Below are 16,449 nucleotides of genomic sequence, written 5' to 3'. Positions count from 1 at the left end.
GCCGGCCGGGATCGCTATGAATGATCTTCGTAAATGATCTTCATGGTCAGGATGATGTGGGACAGGTGAATACCGATATCCGTTTCGCTCGTTAATCCGAGTAACGTTTTTGATCTCACTGCTGCCGACGGTGGTTCCGACGCGCGGGGGATCTTTCTCGGAAGGAGTGGGACGAGTGTCGACACCACCAGCCGTCACCAGTGGCCCGCTGCGGCGGGTGCCGGTCCAGGGGCGCAGTCTCGCCCGGGTCCAGCGCATGCTCGACGCGTGCGCCGAGATCGTGGACGAGGTTGGCTACGAGGGTCTGACGACGACCCTGCTCGCCGAACGAGCCGAGGTGGCCATCGGTTCCGTCTATCAGTTCTTCCCGGACAAGCGGGCGATCGTGCAGGCGCTGACGCTGCGCAACATCGACGCGTACGTGCAGCGGCTCAACGAACGGGTCACCGGCGGCGAGTTCGACCACTGGTGGGACGGCGTCGCCGCCGGCATCGACGAGTACATCTGCATGCACCGTACGGTGCCCGGATTCCGCACCCTGCACTTCGGCGACGTGGTCGACGTGCGGCTGCTGGACGAGAGCCGGGACAACAACGCGGTGATCGCCAGTGAGCTGTCCAGGGTCCTGGTGGGTCGCTTCGGCATCCCGGACGAACCCCGGCTGCGGTTCGCGCTGCAGATCGCGGTGGAGGCCGCCGACGCGCTGATCAAACTGGCGTTCCGGCGCACCGCCGAGGGCGACGACAGCGTACTGCGCGAAGCGAAGGCACTGATCCGCGAGTACCTGCACCGCCACGTCGACCCCGCCGCAACCGGCGACGGTGCCCGCGACCGTGACCGACCCGGGTGAGCGCCGGGATTAGAGTGTCACCGGGGCCCCGCCGCCGGGCCGACGGGGAGGAACGGTCATCGACGACAACGCCAGCAGTCAGCAGCGCGGTGGTACGTCCGACACGCCACCGGCCGACCAGACTGCCGCTTCGGTCGATTTGTCCGGCCTGCCAGCGCTGCGTTCGGTGTTGCGCATCCGTCCGTTCCGGCGGCTGTGGATCGTGCTCGGGGTCGCCTCGTTCAGCGACTGGCTGGGCCTGCTCGCCACCTCGATCTTCGCGGCCGGGCAGGTTTCCGGCGGCGCGGCCCAGGGCGCGGCGTTCGGCGGTGTCATCGCCGTACGGCTGCTGCCGGCGTTGGTCCTCGGCCCGGTCGCCGGGGTGCTCGCCGACCGGTTCGACCGGCGCTACACGATGGTCATCTGCGACCTGCTCCGGTTCGTGCTGTTCGCCTCCATCCCGCTGCTGCCGATGTTCGGCGCCAGCGGCGCCCTCACGGTGGCCTGGGCTGCGATCGCGATCTTCCTGATCGAGACGATCACGTTGATCTGGATCCCGGCGAAGGAAGCGGCGGTCCCCAACCTGATCCCGAAGGCCCGGCTGGAGATCGCCAACCAGCTCACCCTGATCGCCACGTACGGGCTCACCCCGGTGCTCGCCGCGATCAGCCTGGCCGTCCTCGACGCCGCCGTCCGAGCGGCGACGGTGACCGATCTGCCATCCTGGGCGGAGCCGGCGCAGCTGGCGCTGTTCTTCAACGCCGCCTCCCGACTGGCCACCGCGATCGTGGTCTTCTACGGCATCAAGGAGATCAGCGGGCGGGCCGGCGCCGCCGGGCACGCCGATCAGAGCCTTATCCGGCAGTTCGTCGAGGGATGGCGGTTCATCGGCCAGACCCCGCTGGTCCGCGGCCTGGTGCTGGGCATCTTCGGCGCGTTCGCCGGTGGCGGCATCGTGATCGGCACCGCGAAATTCTTCACCGCCTCGCTGAGCGCCGGTGACGCCGCGTTCTACCTGCTCTTCGCGGCGATCTTCGTCGGTCTGGGCGCCGGGATCGGGCTGGGCCCGACGGTGGTGCGCGACCTGTCCCGGCGGCGCTGGTTCGGGCTCAGCATCGTGCTGGCCAGCGGCTCGGTGCTGATCCTCGCTCTGTCCATCCATCTGTCCATGGCCATCCTCGGCGCGGTGCTGGTCGGAGCGGCGGCCGGGATGGCCTTCCTGGCCGGGATCACCCTGCTTGGCGGGGAGATCGCCGACGACGTCCGGGGCCGGGTCTTCGCCGTGGTGCAGACCGGCACCCGGGTGGTGCTGATGCTGGCCATCTCGGTCAGCAGCGTGCTGGTCGGCGTGGGCGGCTCCCGCCAGCTGCAGATCGCCAACCTGGGCGTCTCGTTCTCCTCGACCCGGTTGCTGCTGCTGCTCGCCGGGGTGTTCGGCATCTTCGCCGGGCTCAGCGCCTTCCGCCAGATGGACGATAAACCGGGCGTTCCGGTCCTGGCCGACCTGTGGGGGTCGATCCGGGGGCGGCCGTTGACGTCGGCGGAGCCGTTCACCGCGAACGGGGTCTTCGTCGTCTTCGAAGGCGGCGAGGGCGCCGGCAAGTCGACACAGGTGACGGCGTTGGCACAGGCGCTGCGCGAGCGCGGCCGGGAGGTGGTGGTGACCCGCGAACCGGGGGCCAGCGGCCTCGGCGAGAAGATCCGCCGGCTGGTGCTCGACGGCGGACCGGACGCGCCGTCGCCCCGCGCGGAGGCCCTGCTGTACGCCGCCGACCGGGCCCACCACGTGGCGACCGTGGTCCGGCCGGCGCTGGCCCGGGGCGCGGTGGTGGTCAGCGACCGCTACGTCGACTCGTCGCTGGCGTACCAGGGTGCCGGACGGACCTTGCCGGTCGACGAGGTCTCCTGGCTCTCCTCCTGGGCCACTGGCGGCCTCAAACCCGACCTGGTCGTGCTGCTGGACATCGAGCCGCTGGCCGGCCTGGACCGGGTGCAGCGGCGCGGGACCGGCGCCGACCGGTTGGAGAGCGAGTCGCTGGCGTTCCACGAACGGGTCCGGTACGCGTTCCTCGACCTGGCCGCCGCCGACCCGAAACGCTACCTGGTGCTGGACGCCACCCGGGGCGTCGACGAGGTACGCGGCGCGGTGCTCGACCGGGTCGAGGTGCTGACCGGCCGGGCCGACCCAGCGGCGCCCGCCGAGCCGACAGCCGACGCCGAGCCGAAGGCCGCCACCGAAGCGGGGCGGCGGACATGACGACCGCGACCGTGCCCACCGACGTTTTCGCCGACCTGGTCGGCCAGGACGAGGCGGTGCAGACCCTGCGCCGGGCCGCAGCGGCAGCCGGCGAACTGCTCGCCGCCGGTGACGGTGACCCGCCGCTGTCGGCCGGAGCGATGACCCACGCCTGGATCTTCACCGGGCCGCCCGGCTCCGGGCGGTCGGTGGCCGCCCGCGCGCTGGCCGCCGCGCTGCAGTGTGTGTACGGACAGGGCTGCGGCCGGTGCGCCGGCTGCCACACCACCCGGGCCGGTACGCACGCCGACGTCCGGTTCGTCGTGCCGGACGGCCTGTCGATCAGCGTCGGCGAGATGCGCGCGCTGGTGCTGCGGGCGGCCAGCACCCCGTCGGGCGGACGCTGGCAGGTACTGGTGATCGAGGACGCCGACCGGCTCACCGAGGCGGCCGGCAACGCGCTGCTCAAGGCGATCGAGGAACCGCCGCCCAGGACGGTGTTCCTGCTCTGCACGCCGTCCACCCATCCGGACGACATCTCGGTCACCATCCGGTCCCGCTGCCGGGTGGTCAGCCTGCGGCAGCCGCCGGCCGAGGCGGTCGCCCAGGTGCTGGCCGGGCGGGACGGCGTACCGGCCGAGACCGCCGTCTGGGCGGCGGCGGCCGCGCAGGGGCACGTCGGCCGGGCCCGGCGGCTGGCCCAGGACCCGCAGGCGCGGGAGCGCCGGGACGCCGTTCTGGCGGTGCCGCGCCGGCTGACCACGGTCGGAGCCTGCTTCGACGCCGCGTCGGCGTTGATCGCCGCCGCCGAGGCAGAGGCCGAGGCGGCGGTCGCCGAGATCGACGCGGCGGAGCGTACGGCGCTGCAGACCGCGCTGGGTGCCGGCGGCACCGGACGCGGCGCCGCCGGCGCGGCCCGGGGGACCGCCGGGCAGATCAAGGAGCTGGAACGGCGGCAGAAGTCCCGGGCCACCCGGGCGCAGCGGGACGCGTTGGACCGGGCGCTGGTCGATCTGGCCGGCTTCTACCGGGACGTCCTGGTTTCCGCGCTGCGGGCCCCGGTGGCCCCGGTGCACACCGACGTCGCCGGGCTCACCGGCGCAGCTGCCGAAAAGTGGACAGCGGAGTCGGCGCTGCGCCGGCTGGAAGCAGTGCTGAGCTGCCGAGAAGCGATCACCGGCAACGTCAAGCCACGGATCGCCGTCGAAGCGATGATGCTCAGCCTCTGGCGTGGTTAGGTCACTGCCGGTACGGTTCGGTGCCGTAGCGCAGCCCCATCCGTACGTAGGGTGCAGACGATCTGTGCCCGCTTGCCGACGATGGTGAGGACCCCGTGGTACGGCAGATCGACGAGGCGTGGATCGAGAACGCGGTCGAGCGGTACCGCCAGATCGAGGCCCGGCAGGTCGAGTTCGACAAGGCGGTGCACACCGTCGAGGTGACGGTGCGCTCGCCGGACGGGTCCGTCGAGATCGTGGTCAACGCCGCCGGCACCGTGACCGACGTGCGGATTCTCGGTCCACTGCACACCCGGAGCAACACCGAACTGGCCGGCGCGGTGCGGTCCACGGTGGCGGCGGCCGCCGACGCCGCCCGCTGGGCGCGCGAGAAACTGTGGGCCGAGACGTTCGGCGCCCACCCGTCGCTGCGGGAGGTCTGACATGGACACCACCGCGCAGCTGATCGCCGCCGAGCTGACGCGCTGCGCCGACCAGCTGGCCGGCGCAGCGCGCCAGCTGACCGGGCTGCGCGACGCCGCCGACCATGGGCTACGCGACGCCGCCGTCGGCGGGCTGGCCGGCACCGCCGACGGCGGGCCGCAGGCGGCGTCGGCCGGCCGGTTGGGCTCGCTCACCGCCGCGCTGGGCCGGCAGTGGCGGGACGCGGTGGCGCAGCGGGCGGCTGAAGCGGACGACGCCGGCCGGCGGCTCGCTGACACCGCAGCCGGGTTGCGGTCCGTGGTCGGCGCGTACCGGGACGTCGACGTGACGTCCCGCCGTCGGCAGCCGACGGAGGGCAGCTGATGGACGTGTTGGACCGGGTCGCCGGGCCGGCCCGGGAGCTGCTGGCCGGGGTGGACGCGCTGCTCGTCGGCAACGGCGCGCCGCCGGGGCATCCGGTCTGGCCGCTGCTGCGCCAGGTGCGGGCGTTGCCCGGTGACGCGGTGGCCGCGTTCGTCGCGGTGCGCCCGGAGCCGCTGGCCGCCGCCGGCGCCGCGCTCCGCCCGCAACTGGACGGGTACGCCGAAGCGGTCGATGTGCTGGCCGGCCGGCTCGACTGGTCCGGACCGGCGGCCCAGGCGTACGACGCGGCACGCCGTACCCTCGCCACCCGGCTGACCGGCGGTGGTGATGGCGGTGGCGCTGCCGACCCGGACAGCCTGGCCGGGCGGTTGACGGCCACCGCCGGGTACGCCGAGGCGGTCGCCGGCTGGGCGGCGCTGAGCCGGACCGGGCTGGCCGCAGTGCTGGCCGAGGCGCTGGGCTCGGCCGAGGCGGTCACCGTACGGACCGCCGCCGACGCCGGTCCAGGGTGGTCCGCGGTTGGGCAGGTCGGACCATCAGGGTCGGTGGCGGCCGACGCCGCCGCGACGATCGCGGCGGCGGTGCTGACCGCGATCCTGGAGATCACCGAGCGGGGCGAGGACCTGCTGGAGCGGTGGCGGCCCCGGTTAACGCCGGCCGGCGGGTCCCGGCCTGCCGATGTCGCCGGCCCGGGTGCCAGATCAGACGGGACGATCCGGCTGCGCTACTGACCCGGAACAGGCAACGGCGCCGCTGCCTTCACGATGCCGGAAGGTCGACGTAGGGTAGGGCCATGGGGATGCTCTGCGCGGTCAGCTTCAACCGGTACGGGCGCCTCTTCTACCTCGACCCCGGTGATCTGCGACCGGCGGTCGGCGACAAGGTGCTGGTGCCCACCGACGACGGCGCCGAGGTCGCCGAGTGCGTCTGGGCCCCGCAGTGGGTCGACGATCCCACCGACGGCTTTCCCCGGCTGGCCGGCCTGGCCACCGAGCAGGACCTGCACCGCGACGAGGTGCAACGCAAACGCAAGGCGGAGGCGAAGGTCGCGGCGAAGCGGCTGATCCGCGAGCACGGGCTGCCGATGAAGGTGGTCGCCGTCGACCACGTGCTGGAGCCGGGGTCGCTGAACAGCGCCCGGGCCACCATCTACTTCACCGCACCGCACCGGGTCGACTTCCGGTCGCTGGTGCGTGACCTCGGTGCGACCCTGCACTGCCGGGTGGAGCTGCGGCAGCTGTCGGCCCGCGACTCGGCCCGGGTGCAGGGCGGGATCGGCTCCTGCGGCCGGGACCTGTGCTGCGCCACCTTCCTCACCGATTTCGAGCCGGTGACCATCCGGATGGCCAAGGACCAGGATCTGCCGCTCAACCCGCTGCGCATCTCCGGCGCCTGCGGCCGGCTGATGTGCTGCCTCAAGTACGAACATCCGCTGTACGCGGACAGCAGCAGTTACCCCACCTCGGGCCAGCGCGTCGAGACCCCGGACGGGCCGGCCAAGGTGGTGTCGCGGCATCCGCCGAGCGAGTCGGTCACCGTACGGCAGATTGCCGACGGGGCGGTGAAACGGTGCGCCCTGGCCGACGTCTGCGGTCCGCGCCGCGCCCACGACCAGGCGTACGGCTGACCTCGCGGCGCACCGGACGTCGTCGGTTCAGCGGATGGTGATCGGTTCCTCGGCCAGTCGGGTGGCCAGCGGCTGCTCCGGCACGATCCACGGGGCGTGCGCGGGGGCCTGCGGGTCGGCCCGCCAGCGCCGACACACCCGGTCGACGGCCACCGGGTAGAGGGTCAGCGACCCGTCGGCGGCGATCCGCATCCGGATGAAGCACTTCGAGTCCTCGATGCCCTGCCCGGCGAACAGCTCGTTGAGGTTGACGTCGAACGCACCGGCCAGCACCAGGTAGCCGGCGGTCAACTGGCTGGCGACCAGCCCGGCGACCGGGCCGTAGACGACTGCGGCGGCGACCACCGGCAATGGCCAGGGCCAGTCGACGAACGGCAGCTCCAGCCAGATCAGCGCACCGACCCAGGCCAGCGCGATGTGCGCGACACCGTGCCCGAGCCCGAGCAGCCAGTGCCGGGAATGTCGGGCGCCGCTGGCGCTCGGCGGCTTGGCGAAGAGCACCGACGCGGCGAGGGTGAGCACCACCATCGCGACCAGCGGGATACTGAACAGCCGCTGGTTGTCGGGGTCGGCCCAGGAGACGATGACCCCGGCGACGGCCAGCATCAGCAGCGTCTGCAGGGTGCCGAGCAGGGTGGCGAAGCCCGGGTTGCGGCGCGGCAGCCGGTGGAAGATCCCCCAGCTGTAGCGGCGGGACCGGGCCGCGTCCGGGTAGCGGCCGGCCAGCTCGTAGTCGCGTTGCGGGCTGGCGTTGCGGGCAAGGGTGTCGACCGGCGGTACGGTGATCCGCTCGGGCAGCTTGTGTGTCGCCGACAGGTAGGCGCCGCCGCCCCCGCAGGTGATCAGCTGCCGGTCCGGGTTGGCGTAGCGGGCGTAGTGGTGCTGGTCGCCGGAGATCGTCAGCGGCACCCGGGCACCGGTCGGCTCGATCACCGTACGCAGGAAGTAGTCGACCGCGTCGTAGGCCTGCGGGTCGCCGACCGCCTTGACCCAGGTCGGTTCCGGCACGGCCAGGATCACCCGGTCACCCGGCTTGAGCTGCTCGGCCGCCTTCTCGAAGTAGATCAGCTGCGGGTCGTCCAGGTACGCGCCGAACTGCTCGTCGATGGCGAACAGCCACCAGTCGTTCGGCAGCCGGGTGGCGAAGTACGACCGTTTCTGCTCGGTCCGCCAGCCGCCGATGGTGGCGTCGCGCCGACGGGCGAACAGCCGCAGGAACGCGGTGAGCCCGTCGTACCAGTCGTGGTTGCCGGGGATGGCGTACAGCGTGGGTCGCGGCTGCCCGACCGGCGGCTTCGGGAAGGCCGCCTGGTACGGCCCCTTGCTCCGGTCCTCGTACGCCTCGCCGCTGGCCGCCGGGTAGACCTGGTCGCCGCCCATCACCAGCAGGTCGCCGCGGCGCAGCCGGCCGGCGCCGTCGACGTCCAGCTCCGGCTGCGCCAGCAGGTACGCCAGCGAGTAGGTCGCCGGGAAGCCGTCACCGAGGTCGGCCACGTAGTCGATCCACAGCTCCCCGTCGACGGCGTCGTGGTGGTGCACGTCGCCGGGGAGCGCGCCCTGCAGTTCCCGCTTGTCGAGGTAGGCGCCGAACAGCGTCGCCAGCAGGGTGCGCAGGCCGGTGCTGAGCAGCAGCATCGGGGCCAGCCAGGGCACCGGGGGCCGGGGGGTGAAGCCGAGCTCCCTCGGGTCCAGCGACCGGGGCCGGTGATGCTCGGCGGCGGGTGGGGCCGGATCGACCGGCCCGGGGCCGGCTGGGCCGGGGCCGGCTGGGCCGGGGCCGGCCGGGTCGGCGGCTGGGGCAGGCGTGCTCGGTTCGTCCGTCACACGTCCGGAGCCTACTGTCGGTCATCGACGCCTGTCACCCGTGGTCGGCCCAGGCCGTCCCGTCGGTGCCTCTCGGCCGCCCGGCGTGATCGCCGCCCGGTGCCGTACACTGGTTGATCGTTGCCGCCTTAGCTCAGTCGGCAGAGCGACGCACTCGTAATGCGTAGGTCGACGGTTCGATTCCGTCAGGCGGCTCCAGGAGAGGCCCTGACCGGCAAGTTCGCTGGTCAGGGCCTCGTTTCATCGATGGAATTTTGAATCGCCCCCCGGAAACCCCACGAACGCCTACCGGCGATCAGGTTGAGGGCACCTGGCGGCTCCCTGCAAGCTACACGGCGACCAGGACCTTGCCCCGGTTACCGCCCCGGTTGTGGTAGAGACTGTGGTACGCGTTCGGAATCTCGTCGAATCCGTGGTGGACGGTCTGCTGGTAGCTCAGTTCCCCGCGACGGACCATGCCGCCGAGTTCGTCGCGCATCTTCGACAGGTTCTCCTCGGTGAACCACTCGTGCGCGAACATGCCCCGGATGGTCGCACGGGGGTACATGATCATCGGCAGGAGACGTAGCCCGGTCTGTTCGCGGCCCACCTGGGTGGCCCACTGCCAGCAGACCGCGACCCGGCTGTGCACGTTCAGCATCGTGAAGACCATGTCGGTGACCGTGCCACCGAGATTGTCGAAGTATCTGTCGACGCCGTCCGGGGCGGCTTTGACCAGCGCCTCCCGTACCCGGCCCGGCTCGTCACCGTGTCGGTACTCGACGACGGCGTCGAAGCCGAGTTCGGTGAGGAACGGGACCTTCTCCGCGGACGCGGTAGTCCCCACCAGCCGCGCACCGGCCCGCTTGGCGAGCTGCCCGACCAGGGTCCCGATGGCCCCCGAGGCACCGCTGATCACCAGCGTGTCACCAGGGCGGACCGTCAGGAAATGCGTCAGCGTGCCCCACGCGGTGATGCCCGGCCCTCCCATGATTCCCAGCGCCGTCGTCACCGGCAGCACGTCGTCGTAGTGCTGCGGATTCAGCTTGCGGTAGGCGGGAAAGACCATCGGGAACGTCTCCCCCTGCCACAGCACCTCGCCGCCGGTGCCGACGACGTGGCTACGCCAACCGCCATAGCCCTGGACCAGGTCTCCCACCTGGAAGCGGGCGTCCGGTCCGGCCTCGACCACCTCCATGATCGAGTCGGCGATCATGTGCTGCCCGACCGGCGTCTCCAGGGCGAGCCCGTGCAGGTACGGATCGACCGAGACGTACCGCGTCTGAAACAGCATCTCGTCGTCACCGAGCGCTACCGGTGCCTCCTCGGTCACCTTCTCGTAGATCCGGCCGACGTCGGGGACGCCGTCGACATGCTCGCGCACGACCCACTTCGCGATCTTCAAGTCAGGCTCCTTGCCGGGTGAGAACGGACGGGTGTCCCTCGGCCGGGGAGGCCAGCGAGGGTGTGGCCGGCACGGGCACCGTCACCTGCGTGGGCGGCGGCGCCGTGTCGTCGATGTCGGCGGTGAAGGGCCGACCGTCGTCGCGGCAGATGAACTGCACGACATGACGGCCGCTGGCAGCCGCCCGGATGAGCCCGCCGATCGTGGTCCAGACCCCGGCCAGGTAGAAATCGGCCAGCCCGGGGAGCACCGGGCCGTGCTTTTCCAGCTCCTTTTCCATCGTCTCGCCGCCGTCGACGAACGGTTGCCAGCCGGCGATCGAGCCGTCGTGGTTGGCGGTGTAGCGGATCTGCGTCAGCGGTGTCGCGATGTCGTGCGCCACGACCGTGTCTGCGAGCCCGGGGTAACGCTAGTCCAGCAGGCCGAGCAGGGCGGTGCGCACCTGTCGCTTCGCGGCGTAGTAGGTGCGGCCACGGCGCACCCGCAGGGTGTGCAGCAGTTGGCCCTTGCGGACCCGGCTCGCCTGCTCCGGTCCCGCCACCAGCTGCCGCCAGGCGCCGGTGTCGGAGAAGAAGGTGACGAACACGACCGAGGTCTCCGCCGGGGAGAGCTCGGGATAGTGCCGGCTGCGGAACTGTACGTTGACGCTGGGGTGCTCGCCGATGCCGACCAGGTCCGTCGCCTCCTCGGGCGACAGCAGGTGAGTGGTGCACGGGTCTGCGTCCGGATACGGCCGGTCGAGGCCGAAGAACGCGCTGACGTACCCGGGGTAGATCTGGCCTGGCTCGTCGATGGTCTCGGTGTACAGGCGACGGTAGGTCTCGTTGAGGTAGCGGCCGTTCAGCAGCTTGGTGACCGTCGTGTGCCCGTCGCAGGTGGCGACGACGATGTCGGCGCGGTGCTCACGTCCGTCGCTGAGTCGGACCCCGACCGCCCGGTCGTTCTCGACCAGCACCTCGTCGACCTTCGCGTTGTACGTGATCTTGCCTCCGAGCCGCAGGTAGCGCTGCTCGATCGAGCGGGCCAGCCCGAGCGAACCCCCTTCCGGCACGCCGGCGGTGCGCCCGGCGTGCGCCGCGAGTTGGAAGTAGAAGGGCAGCACCGGAAAGCTCGCATGTCGCTCGTACAGGATGAAGTTGAACGCCTCCCGCAGCAGCGGATCCTTGAATTTGGCGGAGTAGTCGGTCATCAGTGTCGTGATCGACCTGCGGATGGTGTTGAAGTGCGGCAGGAAGGCGGCGAGCATCCGCCACCGTTCCCACGGCCGCATCAGGCCGACCGGCTTGAGGAACGGGTAGGCGTTGAGCAGCTTCTTGAAGGTGCGGATTCCGGCGCAGAAGTCGCGGATGAGCCGCGCGTCGGCGGGCGAGTGCCACAGCAGGTGCTCCTGCAACCGGTCAGGGTCGGAGTAGAAGTAGACGGTCCGCCCGTCCCGGCCACGGATGATGTTGAACGTCTCGAAGTCGCGCATCTCCTTGCCCTGCAGCGCGCCGAGTTCGAGCCAGATCTGGTGCATGTCGTTGCCGGGCCCGCTGCCGAGCAGCCAGCTCACGCACCAGTCGAAGGTGAACTCACCCTGGTCCCAGGCGGTGCAGCAGCCGCCCGGCAACTCGTGCATCTCGAACGTGTGGGTGCGGTAGCCGTTCATCTGCGCGTAGCAGCCGGTGGCGAGACCACCGAGGCCACCACCGATGATGATCATCGTTTCCCGGGCGGGTTTCGACTCTGGCATGGTCGGTGCCTCCTTGATGGTCAGTCCACTGGGGCGAGCGACGGGTCGGGGTTCATAGCGGGCGCGGGACGTTCTCCGGCGGCGGAACCGGTGCCGGAACCGGTGCCGGAACCGGAGCCGTGTTCGGCACCGGAGCCCGCCAGGACGTCACGGACCAGGCCGGCGTTGCGGGAGGCGTATTCCTGGTCGAACATCTCGGCGTGGGTGCCGAACCCGGCGAGCAGGCCGTCGTGGCTGCGTGACGCGCCAGCCCAGCTGCCGCGCGTACCCGCTGCGTAGAACTCCATCCGGTCCTGGTCGCTGATCACCGTCACCGGTGCCGCGACGGACCCCAGGTTCGGGGTACGGGCGCAGAACTCGATGTATTCGCGGGCCTGTTCCCGGGTCTCCTGGGCGACGATCTCCGAACCGGTGTGCCGGCGCAGGCGCTCGGCACCGGCGCGGGCGCGCCACGGGTGCAACAGGCTGGCAACGACGTCGCCGGTCGGTGGGAACGATGTCGGATTGTGCAGCCCGATCGCTACCGGGCGGCGACCCGAACGCCATGTGAAGGTGCCGAAGAGCTGATCCCAGATCGACAGATCGGAGCCGAAATTTCCCGCCTCGGCGAGGTCCGTGCCGTGATGTAGACGGTGCTGCTCCGGACTGGTGAAGACATAGTTCAGCCAACCGATGCGTACGTCGATGTTGGCGTGGATGAAGTAGCCCTGCACGATGACGAACAGGCCGATGACGAAGACGGCCGGCTCGGAGAAGCCGGCGAAGGCGAGCGTCAACTGCACCACACCCTGGGCGAGCACGATGTCGAAGATGTGGTTGACGCCGTTGTTGCCGACATTGACCTTGTCCGGCGCGTGGTGCACTCCGTGGAGTTGCCACAGCCAGGCGTTGGTGTGCCCGAGCCGGTGCATCACATAGTTGGCCAGCGAGCCGAGCAGCAGCGCGAACGGCATCTCCACCCACAGCGGCAGCCACCCCTGGGGTGCGGCGACCGCCCCGACGACAGCCATGATCGGCAGCTGTGCCAGCCCGCCGCCGAGCAGGGTAAGCAGGAAGTAGATCCCGTACCGGCGCCACTCACGTAGGCTCGGGTGCCAGTTGGGCTCGTACGGGATCAGACGCTCAAACATTGCAAGATAGGCGAGCGCGATCACGCTGACCACGATCATGGCGACGACCAGGATCGGATACGTCGCGATCTGTGCGGCGGCGCGAACCATGGCGATGGAGCAGGGCTCTGGTGCAGGCGGGGACAGGGCGCTGTCGTACTCGTGGGAGATGTTCACGTTCTCTCCATCGCAGGTCGTTCTGTCGATCACCGCCGAAGGGGCGGCCAATCGCGTTGAACGCAGGGCGTGCGGTGGAGGCGCACTTTCCAACAGATGAAACGGCTAGCCTTGCGGGGTGCTCTGGCCTTTACCAAAAATGCGCCTTGATCAACGAAGAGCGCGATCCCTTGGTGTGGGCCTGAATCTTGCTGCGGTCCATCGAGTGTCGGTCATGCGTGAACTTCTTTGTGAGAACCAGTTCACGTCTGGGTGGTGCCAGATCATCTTTTGTTCTGTGTTGCCGGTCCCCAGTCAGTAATCCAAATAGACGTCATGATCGGTAGTTCTCTATCACCATCTGAATATCTCAAGCCTGCAACTCAAACAAGAACTGGTTCATTTTTGTCATGACATAAGGGTCTTTTTGATGGGCCGGACCCTCTGTCCACTTAGCTGTTCAGTTCAGGGTGGGGGTGCGGCGGCGTCTCAACCTTCCGCAAGACCGTCGGTCACCGCGCGGCACCTGGTCGGTCTGCGGGGTATGGGTGGGATTGGCGGCGATGAGCGCAGCGATGCCCGCGGGTGTGGTCGGCCTGCGCTTGACATGGCGTCGACGCACCGGTTCCCTAGATGTGATCGATCGAAATCGATAACTGGTTGGTGTCAACGGAGGGACAGCCGTGCGTACCCCATCCCACTGGCGCGGCGCCGCCGCGCTGACCAGCGCCGCACTCATCGCCGTCATCCTGCTCGGCGCATCCCCCGCCGCCGCGCGGTACGGCGGACCGGCCGGCCCGACGACCCCAACCGCGCTGTGGGCCAGCACCAACGGCGTCGCGATCAGCCTGACCTGGCAGCAACCGCCCACCGGGCCACGGGTCCACTCCTTCCGGGTGTACGAGGGCGGAGAAGTGGTCGCCCGCACCAGCACCACCTCGACGACGATGAGCGTGCCCTTCGGGTCGTCGCACGCGTACACCGTCACCGCCGTCGACCGGCGCGGCCGGGAGTCGGCGCCGACCGACCCGGTGACCGGCCGCTCCTGGCTCTCCGGGGTCAACCCGGAGTGTCTGCCGACCCCGACCCTGCCGATCACCGTCACCGCCGCGACCGCGTCGGCGGTCTCGCTCTCCTGGCCCCGGCATCCGCTCGGCGGCGAGCTGGAACTGCGGGTGAACGGCGTCAGCCTGGGCTGGACGTCGCTGACCAGCGCCCGGGTCGGCGGTCTGGCGCCCGCCACCGATCACCAGATCCGGCTCTACCGGCTCAACCAGTGCGGTCCCGGATCCACCGAACCGGTCGGCTCGACCAGCGCCACGACCGCCGCCGGTGATCCCGCGCCGCACGGCCCGCCTACCGGCCTGACCGTCACCGGGCGCACCGACACCACCATCAGCCTGGCCTGGACCGCGCCGGCCGGACCGCCGCCGGACCGGTACGCGGTCTACGAGGGTGGCACCCGGGTCGCCGTCAGCGTCGGCACCACGGCCACCGTCCAGCGGCTCTTCCACGCCACCTGGCACCGCTTCACCGTCGCCGCGCTCGATTCCGCCGGCAACGAGTCGGCGCACAGCCCGGCGGTGTCAGCCAGCACCGAGACCTGCCTGGGCAGCCCGCCCCGGCCGGTCGGGCTGGCGGCGACCGCGCTCTCCCCGTCGTCGGTGCGGCTGAGCTGGACCTTCGACGCGACCGCCACCTCGTACACCGTCTGGGACGGTGACACGGCTGTCGCCACCTCCCGCTACCCGGAGACGGTCGTCTCCGGGCTGCCGTCGGCGTCCCGGCACGTCTACCGGGTCAGCGCGACCCTCCCTCAGCCCTGCGGCGAGACCCCACGCTCCGCCCCGGCGCGGGTCACCACCGCACCCGGTCCCGCCGCCCGGCCGGCGGCACCGGCGTCGCTCGAGGTGACCGGCAACACCCCCGGCAACTGGCCCACCGACGCTCGGCTCACCCTGGTGTGGTCTGCCTCCGTCGGAGGCGAGCCCGCCGTCAGCTACCGGGTGTACGAGGGAGCGACCGTCGTCGGCGCGACCGACGGGACCCAGCTGACGCTGCCGGTGGGCGGGGGGACCTGGCACACGTACACGGTGGTCGCCGTCGACGCCGCCGGCAACGAGTCGGCGGCCAGTCCGTCGGTGACCGCGCAGGGCATGTTCTATCCGCCGCCGTAGAGCAGGCGACGCCGCCCAACGGGGTTTCGGCCGTGCCGTCGTCAGCGCCGGGCCGGCGCCGTCGATCACCAGGACGGATCCGACCGTCGCACGCGCGGGGCTGCGGCAGACCGGCCGTACGTAGGCGGGCGAGGTGGAGCCGGCCGGAGTTCACCGCGTCGTACAGGGACACCGTGAGTGGCGGGTGGTGGTCGGTGCCTCGGCGAGATGCCCCTCGCCGGCTCCGAGGGGCCAAGGGTGTGTTCGATGACGTGATGCCAGAGGTGCATCTTGATGCACCTCTGGCATCAAGCCTGAACCGGTAGTCCGGACCATGGAGGTAACCTATCGCTGCAAGGAAAGCACCTGAAGTCACCAACGCGTATAGACGTCGACGATGGGCCCGATCTGCGGTGGCAGCCGGCGGATCAACCAACTCGTTGAGGTGGTCAGCGGCGGCGGCCCGGCCCGCCGGACGACGACGCCGGCCTTCTGGTGCGGCGCTTGGCGGGCTGCTGCTGAGCTGGCGCCGCAGGCTGTGGCGGGCGCCGACGGTCGGCGAGGTTCCAGTGGTAACGCTCGTACAGTGCGATCCCGGCGCAGACGGAGACGTTCAGCGACTCCGCGGCCGGGTCGATGGGGATCGACACCGAATGGCGGGAGATGCTCTCGAAGGAACGCGACGTGCCGGTCTTCTCGCTACCCAGCAGCAGGGCGAGCTGCTCGTCCGCGTCACGCAGATCGCTGACCGCGAGATCGCCGTCGGCGTCGAAGGCGATCAACGGGATGCCGGTGCGCCGGAAGTATCCGGTCGCCTCGGCCCGCGACGCGAGCACGATCGGCAGCGAGAAGACGTAGCCCCGGCTGGCTCTGATCAGCCGCCGGTCCGCGATGGTGGTCAGATCGCTGTCCACCAGCACGATGCCGCCGGCGCCGAGCGCGAACGACGTGCGCACGATGGCCCCGATGTTGCCGACGATCTTCACCCCGTCCAGGACGACGAGGTCGCCGGTCGTCCGGGACAGCTCGTCGAAGCTCCACGGTCTCGGGACCCGGGCAATCCCGAACGCCTTGGGCTTCTTGTCGGTCCGGAACAGGTCGTTCATGATCGGAGCCGCTACCAGGCGGACCGGGATTCTCTCCCGCCGGCATGCGGTGATCACCTCGTCGGCCAGCGGGCTGGTCTGCACCCCGTAGACCTCGATGAACTCCAGCCCGGCGTGAATCGCCTGCACGAGCGGCTCGGTGTCCTCGATCAGCACGGTGCGAACGACGGATCGCGAATGCTTGGTGACGTCAATGATCCGCTGGACCGCCGGATCCGACCGCTCGGTGATGACATCGAGTTCCGCCACGGCAACGACCCTAACCC

At 70.6% G+C, this 16,449-nt stretch carries 14 protein-coding genes and 1 tRNA gene; 9 read left to right on the top strand and 6 right to left on the bottom strand.

Features of this window, described 5'->3' with window-relative positions:
* Positions 1-256 precede the first annotated feature (256 nt).
* From O7553_RS25090 to ricT, 7 genes are all read left to right on the top strand, one after another.
* Positions 257-850, top strand: coding sequence for a TetR/AcrR family transcriptional regulator (locus O7553_RS25090; protein ID WP_281555744.1), 594 nt, complete (start codon positions 257-259; stop codon positions 848-850).
* A gap of 202 nt (positions 851-1,052) precedes the next feature.
* The gene (gene tmk, locus O7553_RS25085; protein ID WP_348650144.1) at positions 1,053-3,086 is read left to right on the top strand and encodes a dTMP kinase; all 2,034 of its coding nucleotides are present in this window, start codon (positions 1,053-1,055) and stop codon (positions 3,084-3,086) included.
* On the top strand, positions 3,083-4,303 hold the full coding sequence (locus O7553_RS25080) for a DNA polymerase III subunit delta' (protein WP_281552061.1): 1,221 nt from the start codon (positions 3,083-3,085) through the stop codon (positions 4,301-4,303). The genes tmk and O7553_RS25080 overlap by 4 nt, the downstream gene beginning before the upstream one ends.
* 95 nt (positions 4,304-4,398) lie before the next feature.
* On the top strand, positions 4,399-4,725 hold the full coding sequence (locus tag O7553_RS25075; protein WP_281552060.1) for a YbaB/EbfC family nucleoid-associated protein: 327 nt from the start codon (positions 4,399-4,401) through the stop codon (positions 4,723-4,725).
* 1 nt (position 4,726) lies between these two features.
* Positions 4,727-5,089 carry a hypothetical protein gene (locus O7553_RS25070; protein WP_281552059.1) on the top strand — a complete coding sequence of 121 codons (363 nt, stop codon included), beginning with the start codon at positions 4,727-4,729 and terminating at the stop codon, positions 5,087-5,089.
* Positions 5,089-5,820 (top strand): hypothetical protein, encoded by a 732-nt coding sequence (locus O7553_RS25065; protein WP_281552058.1) that lies wholly within the window; start codon positions 5,089-5,091, stop codon positions 5,818-5,820. The genes O7553_RS25070 and O7553_RS25065 overlap by 1 nt, the downstream gene beginning before the upstream one ends.
* A gap of 62 nt (positions 5,821-5,882) precedes the next feature.
* Positions 5,883-6,716 carry a regulatory iron-sulfur-containing complex subunit RicT gene (gene ricT, locus O7553_RS25060; protein WP_281552057.1) on the top strand — a complete coding sequence of 278 codons (834 nt, stop codon included), beginning with the start codon at positions 5,883-5,885 and terminating at the stop codon, positions 6,714-6,716.
* A 27-nt stretch (positions 6,717-6,743) separates the two neighbouring features.
* Here the strand turns inward: ricT and O7553_RS25055 are convergent, their stop codons facing one another.
* Complete coding sequence (locus tag O7553_RS25055; protein WP_281552056.1) at positions 6,744-8,540, bottom strand: metallophosphoesterase; 1,797 nt, start codon at positions 8,538-8,540, stop codon at positions 6,744-6,746.
* Between the two features lie 122 nt (positions 8,541-8,662).
* Here O7553_RS25055 and O7553_RS25050 point away from each other — a divergent pair.
* Positions 8,663-8,738, top strand: a tRNA-Thr gene (locus tag O7553_RS25050).
* Positions 8,739-8,868: 130 nt separating this feature from the next.
* Here O7553_RS25050 and O7553_RS25045 read toward each other — a convergent pair.
* From O7553_RS25045 to O7553_RS25030, 4 genes are read right to left on the bottom strand one after another with little or no spacing between them, the layout of a single operon-like run.
* A complete protein-coding gene (locus O7553_RS25045) occupies positions 8,869-9,924 on the bottom strand; it encodes an NADP-dependent oxidoreductase (protein ID WP_281552055.1) in 1,056 nt (351 codons plus the stop codon).
* A 1-nt stretch (position 9,925) separates the two neighbouring features.
* On the bottom strand, positions 9,926-10,306 hold the full coding sequence (locus O7553_RS25040) for a hypothetical protein (protein ID WP_281552054.1): 381 nt from the start codon (positions 10,304-10,306) through the stop codon (positions 9,926-9,928).
* A gap of 27 nt (positions 10,307-10,333) precedes the next feature.
* Positions 10,334-11,656 carry an NAD(P)/FAD-dependent oxidoreductase gene (locus O7553_RS25035; protein ID WP_281552053.1) on the bottom strand — a complete coding sequence of 441 codons (1,323 nt, stop codon included), beginning with the start codon at positions 11,654-11,656 and terminating at the stop codon, positions 10,334-10,336.
* A 20-nt stretch (positions 11,657-11,676) separates the two neighbouring features.
* Positions 11,677-12,942, bottom strand: coding sequence for a sterol desaturase family protein (locus O7553_RS25030; RefSeq protein WP_281552052.1), 1,266 nt, complete (start codon positions 12,940-12,942; stop codon positions 11,677-11,679).
* Between the two features lie 662 nt (positions 12,943-13,604).
* Between O7553_RS25030 and O7553_RS25025 the strand changes: the two genes are divergently transcribed.
* Positions 13,605-15,098 (top strand): fibronectin type III domain-containing protein, encoded by a 1,494-nt coding sequence (locus tag O7553_RS25025; protein WP_281552051.1) that lies wholly within the window; start codon positions 13,605-13,607, stop codon positions 15,096-15,098.
* 428 nt (positions 15,099-15,526) lie between these two features.
* On the opposite strand, the gene nshR is transcribed toward O7553_RS25025, so the two are convergent.
* Positions 15,527-16,432 (bottom strand): NshR/TsnR family 23S rRNA methyltransferase, encoded by a 906-nt coding sequence (gene nshR, locus O7553_RS25020; RefSeq protein ID WP_281552050.1) that lies wholly within the window; start codon positions 16,430-16,432, stop codon positions 15,527-15,529.
* Positions 16,433-16,449 lie beyond the last annotated feature (17 nt).

The sequence above is a fragment of the Solwaraspora sp. WMMA2059 genome (genome assembly GCF_027497315.1).
In the GTDB taxonomy this organism is placed as follows: Bacteria; Actinomycetota; Actinomycetes; order Mycobacteriales; family Micromonosporaceae; genus Micromonospora_E.
The sequence above is the reverse complement of the archived record's forward strand: the minus strand, read 5'-3'. Positions and strand labels throughout refer to the sequence as shown.

Bases quoted from the DNA above. Each gene is read 5' to 3' on its own strand.
- O7553_RS25090 (WP_281555744.1), top strand. From the start codon at position 257: ATGCTCGACGCGTGCGCCGAGATCGTGGACGAGGTTGGCTACGAGGGT.
- O7553_RS25080 (WP_281552061.1), top strand. From the start codon at position 3,083: ATGACGACCGCGACCGTGCCCACCGACGTTTTCGCCGACCTGGTCGGC.
- O7553_RS25070 (WP_281552059.1), top strand. From the start codon at position 4,727: ATGGACACCACCGCGCAGCTGATCGCCGCCGAGCTGACGCGCTGCGCC.
- O7553_RS25065 (WP_281552058.1), top strand. From the start codon at position 5,089: ATGGACGTGTTGGACCGGGTCGCCGGGCCGGCCCGGGAGCTGCTGGCC.
- ricT (WP_281552057.1), top strand. From the start codon at position 5,883: ATGGGGATGCTCTGCGCGGTCAGCTTCAACCGGTACGGGCGCCTCTTC.
- O7553_RS25035 (WP_281552053.1), bottom strand. From the start codon at position 11,656: ATGCCAGAGTCGAAACCCGCCCGGGAAACGATGATCATCATCGGTGGT.